Below are 15,032 nucleotides of genomic sequence, written 5' to 3'. Positions count from 1 at the left end.
AATAGGCAATAGGCAATAGTCAAAAGGTTCTCTTCTTGTCCCTCACTCCCTCACTCTCTACTCAGCACTCGTTACTCATGACTCCCATAAGACTAATATTCGATTATTGAAAAAAATCAGTACCAGTCAAGAAACTTCTTACCTATTGCCTATTGCCTATTCCCTATTGCCTACCTACGTAAATTATTTCAGTAATTAAATCGGATTCCTATATGAATACAAAATGTCCTTTTCGTGATTTTATCTATCAAGACTGGATATTAACTGAAACTAGGTTTGAGCCTCAGCAGTTACATTCTAGAGGAACTGTCTTTACCATTGGTAATGGCTACTTAGGCACAAGAGGTAGTTTAGAGGAAGGCTATACAGATGCTTTGCCTGCAACATTTATTCATGGGGTTTATGATGATGTGCCGGTGGTGTATACAGAGCTAGCAAATTGTCCTGATTGGTTACCACTTATAGTTACAATTAATGGCGATCGCTTCCGTACGGATCAGGGAGAAGTATTACAATATGAGCGTCAGCTGGATTTGCGTCAAGGTTTGCTCAGTCGTTCCCTACGTTGGCGTAGTCCTAGTGGCAAAACTATCGAGATTCATTTTGAACGCTTCGCCAGTTTAGCAGATCAACATATTCTGGGTCAGCGCTGTCAAATTACACCTCTTGATAGTGATGCGGTCATTGAAATTCAAGCTAGTATTAACGGCTATGCAGAAAACCAAGGTTTCAACCATTGGGAAGATTTAGAGCAAGGTAAAACTGACCAAGGTATTTGGTTTCAAAGTCATACCCGTGGCTCACGCATGGAAATTGGTATGGCTACCAAGGTGGACATATTCGGCGCACAAGCCTCGTTACAAGTCAGCAGTGTACCTGGATATCCCACCATCAGCGCCAGTTTCTTGGCAGCATCACAACAAACTGTCACTGTTGAGAAGCTGGTAACAGTATTTACATCAAGAGAAGTAGATACACCAGTTGCAGCAGCTAGAGAAAAATTGACGCAACTACCAAAATACAACACTTTACTGATAGCTAACAAACAAGCCTGGGATGAAGTGTGGCAACAAAGCGACATAGTAATAGAAGGGGATGAGACAGCCGCCTTTGCCGTGCGTTACAACCTCTTTCAACTCCTCATCGCTGCCCCCAGGTATGACGACAAAGTGAGTATTCCCGCTAAGACTCTATCAGGATTTGGCTATCGTGGTCATGTTTTTTGGGATACAGAAATTTTTATCTTGCCCTTTTTTATTTTTACTCAACCAACCATAGCCAAAAACTTACTCACATACCGCTATCACACCATCAATGGCGCGAGACGTAAAGCCTCTCACTACGGGTTTAAAGGGTCGATGTTTGCGTGGGAAAGTGCTGATACAGGTGATGAAGTCACACCACGTTGGGCGTTGCCAGATGATTATTATGGTGAAGATGTGAGAATATGGTGTCGCGATCGCGAAATTCACAACAGTGCAGATATTGCTTATGCTGTGTGGCAATACTGGCAAGCTACCGGCGATGATGAATGGATGCGCGATTACGGTGCAGAGATCATCTTAGATACTGCTATTTTCTGGAGTAGCCGAGTCGAATTTAATTCCCAGGCTGATAGATATGAGATTCGTGGCGTAATTGGTGCAGACGAGTACCACGAATTTGTTCACAACAATACCTTCACTAACCGCATGGTGCAATGGCATCTGGAAAAGGCACTCAAAGTCCATTACTGGTTGCTGCACACTTTCCCCGAACGAGCTAACGAACTGGAACACAAACTGCAAATCACCAGAGAAATCTCAGCCCATTGGCAAGACATCATCAAAAAAATCTGCCTTTTCTCCGACTCTTCAACTGGTTTAATTGAGCAATTTGAGGGATTTTTCCAATTGAAAGATATCAATTTACAAGACTACGAACCACGCCAGAAATCAATGCAAGCCATCTTGGGTATTGATGGAGCTAACCAACACCAAGTTCTTAAGCAACCCGATGTCCTCATGTTACTCTACTTGATGCGCCCCTCCGCAGAATTTCCCTACAACCAACAAGCCTTAGAAACTAACTGGGATTATTATGCACCCAGAACAGATATCACCTATGGTTCATCCCTGGGGCCAGCCATTCATGCCATCCTAGCCTCCGACTTAGGCAAATCAGCCACAGCCTACGATCGCTTTATGCAAGCCCTCATGGTAGATTTAGCAGATAGCCGAGGCAACACCAATGATGGCATCCACGGCGCAAGTGCCGGCGGTGTTTGGCAAGCAGTAATTTTTGGCTTTGGTGGTATCCAATTCACCGAACAAGGCCCCATCGCCAACCCCCATCTCCCCCCTGGTTGGACACGCCTGAAGTTTCAACTACACTGGCGTGGACAGTGGTACAAGTTTGATTTGACTGGGGAAGTTGAAGCACAAGGAAAAAATTATTCATACCCTCCTCACTCCCTCACTCCCTCACTCCCTCACTCAGGACTCACCACTCAGCACTCACCACTCCCCACTCCCCACTCCCCCATCCAAGGATTTATCTTCGACCTAGATGGTGTGTTAACAGATACAGCAGAATACCACTATTTAGCCTGGCAAAAACTAGCAGATGAAGAGGGCATACCTTTTAATCGCCAAGCAAATGAAGCCTTGCGGGGTGTATCTCGCCGCGCTTCCTTGATGCTGATTATTGGGGATAGACCTTATTCCGAAGCACAAATTCAAGAGATGATGGAACGTAAAAACCGCTACTATGTGGAATCAATAGAACATATTACACCTCAAGATTTATTACCAGGGGCTGTGCCACTCTTAGAAGAACTACGGCAAGCTGGGATAAAAATTGCTATTGGTTCAGCTAGCAAAAATGCTAAGACAGTGATCCAAAGATTGGGCATTGCTGATAAAGTAGATGCGATCGCTGATGGTTACAGCGTGGAAAAACCCAAACCAGCACCCGATTTATTCCTCTACGCCGCCCATCAATTAGGCTTAGAACCACAACAATGTGTAGTTGTAGAAGACGCAGCCGCAGGTGTTGAAGCTGCTTTAGCTGGGGGAATGTGGGCTGTAGGACTTGGCCCTGTTGAGCGTGTAGGTGCGGCTCATGTTGTCCTCCCCAGCCTTGCCGGTGTAAGTTGGGAAAATTTACGCACCAAGTTAAATGAAGCAGCGAAATAGACTAAATCTTCTTTTAGAGGACGTTGGAAAAGTCTGTTTCTTTGTCATGTTGAATGCAGCGTAGCGGAATGAAACATCTCTGTATGTGCCACAAAAGCTAGTTTGTCTTCGCTACTCTAACTCCAGGTCTAGCTGTACTGGTTCTTCCTGTTGTGCTTGTGTTTTTTTGGTACGTCGTGCGCTGGTTTTGGTGGTGGATTTTTTGGCTGTTTTGGTTTGGAGTTTGGCGCGTTCTGCGCGGATGCGTTCTAGCAGGACGGATGCAGGTTCGTCGTCGGGGTCTTGGGGTACAAGTTCGCCGCGAAAGGCTTTGGCGAGGATTGATTGGTCGAGTTGATCTAGGTTTGCGTTGGCTTCTTGGTACTTTTGTTCTATTTCTTCGATAATTTTGAATAGGGTTTTAACTCGTTCAATAATTTTTTGTTGTTCAGCAATTGGCGGCAACCACAAGGGAAGAGCTAAGAACTTTTCCTGAGTCAGATTAACACCACTGTCGGATATACCAGTTTTTAGTTGATCAATCAAAGAAATAATCGAGGGAGAATTTAGGAAATATGCAAGATAAAGAGGCAGGACATACGACTCTTTAGCGCGAAACTTGTAAACTTTATCGCAGAACATTAATTTTGAGCGAACTGAAGAAACTAAACAGGTAACTCCCGCCCTAGCTCTTGGCCCAGCACGTGTAATTAGTAAATCTCCTTCCATAAGCTCTAACTCAGGTCTAGGCTCAAGGTGTGACGGAAGCTGTTTATTTTCTTCTTCTACAAAACGAAGTGATTGAACAGCAGTTGTTTTAATTACTCCCCAAACATCTTCGGAAGAAGATGGAAAATTTTTACATTTAGGACTCCAACCTTGTTTTAAACCCTCAACCACATCACTTAATTTCCCTTTCTTCCAAGTCGAAGGAAAATCATAATCAAGAAATTCTTTGTTATCCTGCTCCCGCCAATCAGCAGTGAGGTCGCCACGAAAGGCGGCGGCGAGGACAGATTGACGGAACTGGTCTAGCAGTTGAGGAATATCCTCAAGCTCCTCCTTCACTCGCTGACTCCTAGCCTTCAGTGCCTCTATTTTCGCAACTATCCGGCGTTGTTCGTTCAGGGGTGGGAGGGGAATAACAATTTTATTTAAAATATCAGCAGATACGTTGGGGAATGTTGAGCCTGTTCCTAATCTATGTATTTGATATTGATTGAAATGAATAAAAATATTTAAATATTGCTGATACAGGTGTGAGCGAATAGCAGCAACACCTCGACCAATACAAGCATCAAAACCAGCAATATTCATTCGTCCAGTGGTTGAACCACGCACGCATAATATTAAATCACCTTCTTTGCACATTTTTGTTGGCAAAGTAGTAAATTTAGATTTTATTGTTTTAGAAAATGGAGTAGAACCAAACTCAACTGGCCCATTTATTAATGGTATTCCAACTCCATCAACATTGTAAGAATCGCCTGGAGGACTTTGCCCCATACTAATTTCGGCTATATCCTCAATTTGGGAATATATCCAACTATTTGGAAGCATTGGAAAATCATCTATATCCTGAATCAACCCTATTCCTCCCAATCTTCAATCTGCAACTCATTCACCCGACTAAACTACCGCGTATTATGCGTAACCAAAATTAAATTATTCGCCATTGCAATAGCTGCAATCTACACATCATACGGGCCAATTGGCGTACCACTAGCAGCCAAATCAGCCCGAATTCTCCCTGCTATCCTTGCGGCTTCTGGGTCTAAACGGATAATAGTAAACTGACTAAAAAAACGTTGTAATATTTCTAAATTTCTCTCCTGTTGGGCGCTACGGTAAGCACCATACTACAGTTCTAATTGGGTTATTGTAGAAACTAAAATATCTTCTGGTTGTTGTGCTGCCAGTCGATTTGTTACCGCCAGACTACTATTATTTATTAAGCAGATACAAACATTTGAATCGAGCAGATAAATCAAAATAGCTGCTCCCTAATTTCATAATCTCCCTGTTCTGGTCGTTCTAGGGGTTCTCCTACCCACCCACCAATTACCTCTTCAAAAAACCCAGGCATCCAGCCCCGTTGTTGTGGTGTAACTCTTTTAATTGTTACCGTGACTTCAATTTCTGTATCTGGCATTTCTACAGGAATATCTAAATGTAAAATCCCATCTGCCCCGACACGCTTTGATAATTTAATACTGTGCATTTCTGTTTCTCCTTTAGACATTACTCTAGAATATCAACAATAAAAAATTAATCAAAAATAGAAATAACTTTAATAATAGATACTCTAAACATAGGCTTTGTTTTCTTCTCAGTCGTCACAAATTCTTCTGCATCAACTGACAACGCAGCCGCAATATGTAGCGCGTCCATAGCCGCTAAACCATACTGAACAGCAATTTGATAAGCATCTTGAACAATTTTGTCTAAATCATTCGCCCAATAAGTGACACCGCTAAAAAATGTTTCGTAAAATTCAGATTCTTTTGTTCGTTGATTAAAAATTGCTTTGGGAATTACTTCCAACTTAACAAACACGCTGGAAGCAAATTCTCGTTCAGAGTCTTCTAGAATAGAAAGAGCTTTTTCTGATAATTCTCCCACACTACGAGCCGCAGCAACTAGCACCCCAGAATCAATAAAACTTATCTTCATGTATCAGGTTCCTGTAACCCACCGCGACGATTAGCAATTTCTTTTTCAAGTTCATCTTGAGTTAACAAATGTTCACCAGAAGAAACGATTTCGGCACGTATTTGCCGCAGACGTTTTCCCAATTGAGATTTATTTGCAGGTGTTAGAGGTTGAGTTTTTACCATTTTTGCATGAATAAATTTTACAAAATCTAAAACTTCCTCTTGTTTGTCTGGTGGAAGAGAACGCCAATTGCTTAATAATTCTTGTTCTGCACTCATCTTTACTACCTACCTCTGCTAACTTAGTAAATTCATCACTTATTATTAACCAGCATTAAAAATTTGTTCCGCAGTCAAATTTAACTCAGGAAAAGTAAGAGATATAATTTTATCGCTACCCCGAAACTGAGTAACTTGGTATTCCCCATCAATTAGTTGATAGACTGAAAAAGTGGGTTGTTTAGGATTACCAATAAATTTCCTAGCTCCCAAAGCAGCATAGTCAACGGACACTTGCTTCAAGCCGGGAAACCCGTCCAACGCAGTGTCCTCAACAATCCAATATTCAGGAATGCCCATCTGCTCATAATCGGCAAGTTTGAGATAATAATCATCGCGCCAATTTGTAGTGACAACCTCAATAACTAAAGGAATTGATGTCCCCTTAGTCACAGTAGAAGATTTTTCCCAAAGCGGTTCATCCACTAAAGCAGCACCATTGAGGATTAAGACATCTGGGAAATAACCTGATTCTCTTTCCGGTGGTCTGACTATTGCTTGATTGGGGATAAAGTAGGGGAGATTTAATCGTCTAAACTCTACAGTCAATTCAGCCGCCGAAAATCCTTTTATCCTTTCATGCTTCCCTGTAGGCTGTGCCATTTCGACAATTTCTCCATTGTGCAATTCATAGCGTACCCCAGAGTTTTCGGGATACCAGGTAATAAATTCGTCAAAGGTAACTATTTTTGGTAAGGCTTGAGTCATAACAATTTATAACTGTGGGTTTGCTTTTATTCTAGAAGTTCTGCACTTGCTTCAGTTTCTTCCTCCCCTTCTAGCAACGCCGTCAAAGCCTCCATTTGGGCGATCGCTGTTTGTAACTTCGCCATAATAGCGGCTGCAATTACATCTGGTTCAGGTAAATCATCCCCAGACTGCAAACTTTCATCCCGCAACCAAGTTATATCCAGGTTTTCGCCGCGTTTAGCGATATCCTCCCGCGTAAAGCAACGCCAACGCCCCAACTCCCCTTCATCTACACGCGGACTTCCCCCATTAGCATCATCCCCGTAAACTTCTTTAAATGCCCGAAAATGCTCTCTAGTTAAAGGTGTGCGCTTACCAAAAGTAGGGATATTAGTTCTCATGTCATAGAACCACACCTGCTTGGTATTCCCCTTCTCCGTCGTTCCCCGTTGGAAAAACAGCACGTTAGTTTTAACACCTTGAGCATAGAAAATCCCCGTAGGCAACCGTAAAATTGTATGCAGGTTGCACTTATCCATCAAATCAGCGCGGATGCTCCGCCCTTGACCATCTTCAAACAGCACATTATCAGGTAACACCACCGCCGCCCGTCCTTGGGGTAACAGTCCGCGATAGATATGCTGTAAAAAAGCTAACTGCTTGTTTGACGTAGGAAATGTAAAATCATCCCGTGTAGGCAGTCCGCCACCCTTTTTCGTCCCAAAGGGGGGATTAGTCAAGATAACATTGGCTTTTGGTAACTGTTGCCCATCACTAGAGAGAGTATCACCCAAATCTACAGCCCCCTCAATGCCATGTAGCAGCATATTCATTAATAACAGCCGATGGGCATCCTGTACTAATTCAATGCCGTAGAAGGCTTGGTAACGCTGAAACGACTGTTCCGCCTCACTGAGGTCAAATAAATCATCAGTGTGTTTTTTAATATAGCGATCGCCAGCAATTAAAAACCCACCTGTCCCAGCTGCGGGGTCTTGTACCAGTTCCCCCGCTTGTGGTTTGATGAGTTCCACCATGCAATCAATCAAAGGACGTGGCGTAAAGTATTGCCCTGCACCAGATTTTTTCTCACTGGCGTTCTTCTCTAACAGTCCTTCGTACAAATCGCCTAAACCTTCTTCCTTGGCGGAGTACCAGTCCAGTTCATCAATGCTTTTGACCAGCTTATTAAGGATTTGCGGTTTTTTCAGGGCTGTTTGGGCATTAGCAAAGATGGCTTGCACTCGTGGGGGACTGTTAGAACCCAAATTTAACAAGGTGGTGCGGTAAAAGTTCATCTGTTCGATGCCATCCTTAACCACCAAATCACCCCAGCGACAGCCTTCAGGGATTTGGCTTTCTGTCCCTGTTTCCTGCGCCATCTTCAGGAACAGTAGGTATGTTAATTCAGTTACATAATCGAGATAAGTAATCCCATCGTCCCGCAAGACGTGACAGAGATTCCAGAGTTTTTGGACGATATCAGTAGTCGCGCTCAATGTTTTAAATAAGTAATCATTATATAAATACTGCTTTGTGATTATACGCAATTAGGTAGTGTTGTCAAAGTTTAAGAGGATGTTTGAAAAGTCGAAAAGTATAGTAGAAACCCCTCTCCAAACCTCTCCCCGACACGGAGAGAGGCTTTGAAACCCTGATTTTCCTGTTCCCCTTCCCTACAAGGGAAGGGGTTAGGGGTTAGGTTTTTGAGATTTTGGTGTTACACATGATACTTTTAAAACATCCTCTAAGATTATTGTGATGATTGGCGTAAAGAAGGATGACAACAGATAAAGTTATTTTCTGATTTACTATAAAGTAAGCAATCTCTGTTTAATTATGCTAATTGCTAAGGATATAAGTAAAAATTCCCTTGATAATTTTATTCCAAATATTGGCAAATAAATACGATGACAATCAATTTACCTCTGAAATTGTCACACTTGCCCAATATTTTCCCCTTAGGGACTTCCAGATAAAAAAATATCCAAAATGTAGGGTGCGTCAGTGTGAGAAAACCTAGCTACACCAAGAAATTCTTCCTACTGACGCACCCTACCAACCGTCAATTTGGGATAATTTATTTTTTGGTGTTCCCTTAGATGGTGCTGTTCGCATCGAGTTAGTAGAAGGAGTGCCAATATTTCGTGCATCCAGCTTAGTCCAAGGACGAATTGAAGCTTTATTAATTAAACAAAAAGAATCGGCTCTGACTTCCGAAGAAGAAACCGAATTAGACGGATATGAAGAATTAGACGATTATCTGACTTTGGTGAATCGGATTATTAGAAATACATCATTAATTCAAAACGATATAAAATATCATCCCACATCCTGCCACAACGCTTCATTAATCTGCACCAAAATATCTTCTAAATGCCCATTAAATGCCTTATTTAATCTGACAAAACCACCGCCTTGGGTTTTAAATTCTCCTTGGTCTAACGCTTCCCTATCCACAATAAATTCTACCTTCAACTGCTTACCAATGCGTTCTAACCATTTGCGTTGAGGTGGTGTCCAGTTTTGAGCAGCTAGGATTTTCTTCATTGCCTTGTCCACTCTCTCTTCATAAGGAACTAAAGCATCCCCTAATGTGGCTTGGCGGATAAAGCCAATTATTGAAGCAGCAATATCAGCATTGGTCATTTCTCGCCATGCTACCTGCAATGTTTTTTCCGAATATCCAGCAAGGTCAAGCATTAACCGTAATTCCTTCAACTGCGCCCTAGTCAATTCACGAGGACGGGTAGTTACAACTATCAAAGCTGGAATCTTGTTCATGTTCTCCCGTAAATATGCCCCAAAACTATCTAAATAATCTTCGGGTTTTTGGGCATTACCATAACCCCTTTCTACCCGTCGCAGTTCATCAGCATGGCGAGAAATTAGCACAGGTTGTCTACCACCATCTCTAGCATCTAACATTTGGGCGATCGCTGCCCGTTGTTTAAACCATTCCTTGAGTTGTTGGGGGTCACTTTGGCGCAGGTGGTTAATCATGTCTGCCATTGGCATCCCGGCTGCGGCTTCAATACTATCTCGGTTGCTATCCCCTAACTTTCTTTGCTGGCGTTGCAATTTGGCTAAGAGTTGGTCAACAATGTTAGCCACAGCAGTGCTATCGTTGACTGTATTTAATTCTTCCACCAGTTGAGTAAAGGAAATTTTGGGATTAATTGCCACTGGTTTCATCGTGGAGAGAGGAGACAGGGCTGGATATAAATTCACAGCATCATAGATGTAGAAAACTTCCTTTTTAATCTCATCACAGCGTCGGGTTGCCCGTCCTAACATTTGTTCGTAAAGGATGCGCGAGTTCACCCGCCGAATAAATACTAAATTGCAGATTTCTGGGACATCAATGCCAGTGGTTAATAAGTCTACTGTGACTGCAATTTTGGGATTAGCTTCGTTTTTAAAGCGGCGGATTAATTGTAATGGTTTATCAGCCTTGCCAGTAATTTTGATAACTGCATCATCTTCTACACTGCCATACTGGGCAATTAAGGCTTGTTTTAATAAGTTAACCACAATATCAGCATGATCATCTTTCACACAAAATATTAAAGTTTTTCCTGGCAGTGAAGGGTCAATATTTGCTGCTAAAAATTCACAGATGACTCGATTAAATTCTTCGGTAATAACTTGGCGGTTAAACTGTTCTACCTCAAGTTTGACTTCATCCGGGGCATGAACTAAATTAATTGTGCCTGTGATGGGGTCAAAATATTCCATTTCTGCCCCAGCTTGCCACATCATGCCATCTTCACTAAGGGCTGTAACTATGCGGATGGGCAGGGCTGTTTCATTCCACAAGGTGAAGGAGTTTGTCAATATCATGAGAGATAAATCTTTGGGCAATTGTGATGGAAGTATGACCATTTCGGCGAAGTATATTGAGAGCGATTGCTCTCAATATGGAGAGATTTGCGGGAGCATTGCCCATACGGATCGTCGAATTATCTTCTTTGAAAACAACATCTTTCACCCAATGGAGGCAATTTTCGATACCCCAATGACCGCGAATACCGATGGCAAATTCCTTCGCTGTACAAATCAAGCTGCTAATATAACAAACAATCTCATGATATTTCTTATCCTTTCTTGTGCCAATTCTTTCGACCCTAATTAAAGATTGTATTCCCGTCCATTCTGGGTCAATTCCATTGACATCATGGAAAACTTCGACAGTACGAGTTGTTAATCTATCTCTAGTCTTTTCTGTCTCAATTATCCGAGAAGTTGGTTTTCTGGTAGCGGCAATCTGTTGAATATGTCGATGTAGTTTTGGTTGATTATCTTTCACAGCAATAACGTAATCGTTACCACCTTCAATAATTATTTTGCAAGTTTTTTTTGGCAATGTAAGGAATCAAAGCTCAAGATAACATCTTCTATATCCAATGCTGTGACTAGCTCCTGGACAACTTGTATTTCGCTTTTGAGTTGGTTATCAAATTTCTTCATCCCCACAACTAGCCCTTTCTTGCCAGCAAATACTGATACTATGCTCACAAAATTCTGATGAGATGAACTATAGTTCTCCACTGTACCCTTAATACTTTTACCATCTACTGCACACCATTCTGATACTTCTAAATCCACATAATTTTTCGCCCATTCATTAAATTTTTCTGTCAGTTTATCAAAATTCACTCCCATGACTACACGTCGAATTGTTGAATATGAGGGAACCCCATGTTTTTGAATGCCAAATTTTTCTATTAATACCCGTCTATGCCTTTTAACAAAATCTCCCCACTCACGATACCCAACATATCCATTCATTGTTCCCATTATGACAAACAGCAACACTAGCCACAGTGGATGTCTTCGTCCATCAGTCGTTCTAAAATCTTCCACTTGCTTTAATTGTTCTATCAGCTCTGCACCCATATTTTTTCCCCACAACTCTTGCTATTTTACCTGTTTTAGGGAATGAAACAGCCCTGATGCGGATGGGGGGTTCACAGTCGATGAGGTGGCCATCAATAACGGCTTCTTTGTAACTGTAGGTGTAAACTGGCTCACCAAATATTTGAGTAGTATGCAGTGCTGGAGTGGCGGTAAGCCCAATTTTTACAGCATCAAAATGGTCGAGAACGCGGCGATATTTGGAGATGTAATCGTTAAAGTCGCGGAAGGTAAGTTCTGAATCGCTTAATTCCCTATCTAGTAAATATCCCCTGTGGCATTCATCCACGACAATGCAATCATACTGGTCAGCCGTGGGAATACTTGTGTTATCGCCTGGGTAGAGGATACGTTTGACAAATGCTTGCACAGTGTCAATGTGAACTTTAGTATCTCTATCTAGTATTGCTTCACCTAATTCTTTGATATCAAAGATGTCAGCAAAAGTTTGGAGATTTTCTACTCGTGTTTCTTTAAAAACATTACCTGTTTGTTCTCCTAATGCTGTGCGGTCTACCAGAAAAAGAACACGGCGAAAACGCTTGGTTTTGAGGAGACGATAAACCAAGATCAGGCAAGTTTTAGTTTTACCTGTCCCTGTTGCCATTGCTAATAACAGTTCCCTTGCACCTTGGGCTAATCTGGCTTCAACTGTTTGAATGGCTTTAATTTGGTAATCACGGAGTTGGAGATTATAGTTAAAATCTTCTTCAGCAAGCAGTTCATGTGCTTTGTCTACATCTTGGTTAAGGGCATCAATGAAAGCTTCTGGTTTGTACCAAGTGGTGAGGGGACGGCGGATATTTTCAGGACGGCGGACATCACAGAACCAAATACCGCTTTTGGTTTGCAACTGTCGTAAAAATTCCCGTCCGTTGGTGGCGAAGACAAAGGGGACTTGATATTCTCCCCAAGGGCCACCGGGTAGGATTTCATTACCTTGAATTTTGTAGCCGCGACTATAACGCTTGGCTTGGTCAATGGCAGCATAAACATCAGTGCTTTGACGTTTGGCTTCAACTACAGCCATTACCTGAAGTCCAACAAAGAAAACATAATCAGCGCGTCCGTCGTTTGTGGGCCATTCGGCGATCGCTAAATTTTTCCCTTTTTGGGGACGAATGCCATTACTATAAGTAAGCTGTTCTGAGTCTACCTCCCAACCAGCTGCCCTGAGTTGAGCATCGATGAGGCGGCGGGTTTCCCGTTCATCCAGATCAATATTATCCCCTGCTTGTTGCGATCGCTGGATGGTTTCTTGAATTGTTTGTACTGATTGAGTTTGGGCTATAGCTTGAATTGCTGCAAGGTGATCTAAAGCTGTTTGTTTTTGTGCTTCTGCTTCTTTAGCTAGTTCTTGGGCAGAGATACGACGCTGTGCTTCTTGTTCGGCGGTAATTTGTGCTAGTTCTGCGGCGGTGCGACTGGCTTGTAACTCAGTCCGCAACTGTGCTAATTCTTGTTTGAGTGCTTGGGTTTCTCTGGCTGGGTCTTGAGGTGGAATAAAAGGGCCAGGGTTAAAATCGGGATTTTTAGTATTAACCCGATGAAACCATATTCCTAGTTGACGAGCATATTTCAGATTGCTGAGGGCTATTCTATGGTCATCTGCAAGTGCGTGTGTCGCATCATTGCCGACTAAACGTAACTGGTCAAACAAGTCATATATTTTGCCTTTGAGAATGCCTTTATCCCGCAGACGACGCATTAAATCGATTTGCCGTGCTTCATGGTCGTACATTCCCACATTAGCGGCTATCAGTTGCGCTAGGAGTTCACCAAACTGACGCAGTTTGATGAGGCAGGTATTAGGGTCATCACTAAAATATCTTTCTGCTAAAGCTCCCAGTCGCACCAATTGGGGGTCATGGATTTCTAGAAACCCAAAGTTTGGCGATACTAACATTGTGTCAGTCTTTCTCCTGAGAGCTTTATAGTGTAGATTATTACTTGCTTAACTCATATCTTGCACCTAGCCCTGGCGATTAGAAATCGCGGCGATACAAACAAAGTCCGCCTACGCGGACTAATACAAAATCAAGGTTTTCAACCCGCGCAGGCGGGTTTTGCCGGGAGCATCCACTTTTGGAAGATATACAGGTTCTGGGAGAATATAACAACAGATAAAACAGTGTGGATGACTTACCATGAACCAGGATAAACAAGAAAGAATCAAAGCCTGTTTACAAGAATTGTCAACACTACTGTATGAAGAAGCAGATAAAAGTAAGCTGACAGACCTCGAAAGTATAGAAAAAACAGTTCGGAGTCAAATATTAGAACTAGTCAGTCCAGAAATAGCCCTTTTTTTATCGAACAAAAAACTGGAACAAAAGTAGGTAAAACCAGGAAAATTAAAAGCTTAGTGGGGGAACTGACTCTTAAAGCCAAACAGTTACAGAAACTGGGTTTGAAGCCAAGAACCCGGTTAAGTCCATTACTTCAAAAGTGTTGTTTAAGGCTGTCAGCTAACGAATCATACCAAAAAGCAGAAATTGAAGTTGAGGCATTGACAGGAGTCAAAGTGGGTCACTCAACGCAACAAAAATTAGTGCTGTCACAAGATTTTCAACTACCATTTGCAAAACAAGCAGTTTCAGAAGTCAGTGTAGATGGAGGAAAAGTCCGACTCAGAGGTAAACCGAAAGCAGGCTGTTACTGGCGAGACTATAAAACCGTTCGTCTGCAAGGGATTTACTATGGTGCGTTTTTTGATGACAACCAATCATTAGTTGATTATGTCAATAGCCAACGTCTGGTTAACCCGTTAGTGTGCTTGGGGGATGGTCATGATGGCGTGTGGAATCTAGTCAAAGAGTTTGGTAAAACAGAAAATTTTGAGCGTTGGGAAATCTTGGATTGGTATCACCTCAAAGAAAATCTCTATAAAGTTGGTGGTTCTTTAAAACGGCTTAAAGCTGCTGAAACGCTGTTATGGCAAGGTCAGATAGAAGAAACTCAAGCTTTATTTCTTCATTGCCGAGGTAAACAAGCGAAGAACTTCATTGCTTATCTTGAAAAACATCGCTCTCGTCTTGTCAATTATGCCTATTACCAGGCTGAACAACTTTGTTCTATTGGTTCTGGCGCAGTTGAATCTGCTATTAAACAAATTGGTGCGAGGATTAAAATTTCTGGCGCACAGTGGAATGTTGATAGTGTTAATCACATCCTCTCTATTCGTTGTGCTTATCTCAATGGTTTATTAGCTATTTGAGTCTTTCTGCCAAAAGTGGATGCTCCCGTTTTGCCTGTGTAGCCGCGACTTCCAGTCGCCTGGTGCAATATATCAGTTAATATCTTTTTAACTGATTATTACGTAATTGACAATCAAGAA

Annotated in this window: 10 protein-coding genes and 1 pseudogene; 2 read left to right on the top strand and 9 right to left on the bottom strand. The window is 42.1% G+C overall.

Annotated features, from left to right (window positions below; all coding sequences use genetic code 11):
- Nucleotides 1-212: 212 nt before the first annotated feature.
- Complete coding sequence (gene pgmB, locus FD725_RS26840; protein WP_179050940.1) at nucleotides 213-3,176, top strand: beta-phosphoglucomutase; 2,964 nt, start codon at nucleotides 213-215, stop codon at nucleotides 3,174-3,176.
- Nucleotides 3,177-3,287: 111 nt separating this feature from the next.
- Here pgmB and FD725_RS26835 read toward each other — a convergent pair whose 3' ends face one another.
- From FD725_RS26835 to hsdR, 9 genes and pseudogenes are all read right to left on the bottom strand, one after another.
- Nucleotides 3,288-4,715 carry a restriction endonuclease subunit S gene (locus tag FD725_RS26835; protein WP_179050939.1) on the bottom strand — a complete coding sequence of 476 codons (1,428 nt, stop codon included), beginning with the start codon at nucleotides 4,713-4,715 and terminating at the stop codon, nucleotides 3,288-3,290.
- Between the two features lie 427 nt (nucleotides 4,716-5,142).
- Nucleotides 5,143-5,376, bottom strand: coding sequence for a hypothetical protein (locus FD725_RS26830; protein WP_179050938.1), 234 nt, complete (start codon nucleotides 5,374-5,376; stop codon nucleotides 5,143-5,145).
- 47 nt (nucleotides 5,377-5,423) lie between these two features.
- Nucleotides 5,424-5,828: a PIN domain-containing protein gene (locus tag FD725_RS26825; RefSeq protein WP_179050937.1), complete on the bottom strand. Its 405-nt coding sequence runs from the start codon at nucleotides 5,826-5,828 to the stop codon at nucleotides 5,424-5,426.
- Entirely contained in the window at nucleotides 5,825-6,088 is a 264-nt protein-coding gene (locus FD725_RS26820; protein ID WP_179050936.1) for a DUF2281 domain-containing protein, read from the bottom strand. The genes FD725_RS26825 and FD725_RS26820 overlap by 4 nt, the downstream gene beginning before the upstream one ends.
- A 45-nt stretch (nucleotides 6,089-6,133) precedes the next feature.
- Entirely contained in the window at nucleotides 6,134-6,796 is a 663-nt protein-coding gene (locus tag FD725_RS26815) for a Uma2 family endonuclease (protein ID WP_179050935.1), read from the bottom strand.
- A 26-nt stretch (nucleotides 6,797-6,822) separates the two neighbouring features.
- Entirely contained in the window at nucleotides 6,823-8,277 is a 1,455-nt protein-coding gene (locus FD725_RS26810) for an N-6 DNA methylase (RefSeq protein ID WP_179050934.1), read from the bottom strand.
- 823 nt (nucleotides 8,278-9,100) lie between these two features.
- Nucleotides 9,101-10,621 carry a type I restriction-modification enzyme R subunit C-terminal domain-containing protein gene (locus FD725_RS26805; protein WP_256871981.1) on the bottom strand — a complete coding sequence of 507 codons (1,521 nt, stop codon included), beginning with the start codon at nucleotides 10,619-10,621 and terminating at the stop codon, nucleotides 9,101-9,103.
- A pseudogene (locus FD725_RS33190) lies at nucleotides 10,587-11,677 on the bottom strand (ISAs1 family transposase). Before FD725_RS33190 ends, FD725_RS26805 begins: the two are co-directional and overlap by 35 nt.
- Nucleotides 11,631-13,601, bottom strand: coding sequence for a type I restriction-modification system endonuclease (gene hsdR, locus FD725_RS26790; protein WP_179050932.1), 1,971 nt, complete (start codon nucleotides 13,599-13,601; stop codon nucleotides 11,631-11,633). The pseudogene FD725_RS33190 and the gene hsdR overlap by 47 nt, the downstream one beginning before the upstream one ends.
- Nucleotides 13,602-13,842: 241 nt before the next feature.
- Between hsdR and FD725_RS26785 the strand changes: the two genes are divergently transcribed.
- Nucleotides 13,843-14,912, top strand: a protein-coding gene (locus tag FD725_RS26785; RefSeq protein WP_179047673.1) for an ISKra4 family transposase whose coding sequence is annotated in 2 segments (ribosomal slippage) — nucleotides 13,843-13,999 and nucleotides 13,999-14,912 — 1,071 coding nt in all. Because the reading frame shifts where the segments join, the coding sequence is not laid out codon by codon here.
- Nucleotides 14,913-15,032: the final 120 nt, after the last annotated feature.

The sequence above is a fragment of the Nostoc sp. TCL26-01 genome (assembly GCF_013393945.1).
GTDB lineage: Bacteria > Cyanobacteriota > Cyanobacteriia > Cyanobacteriales > Nostocaceae > Trichormus.
Note: the sequence above shows the minus strand (reverse complement) of the source record. Positions and strands in the feature narration are given on the sequence as shown.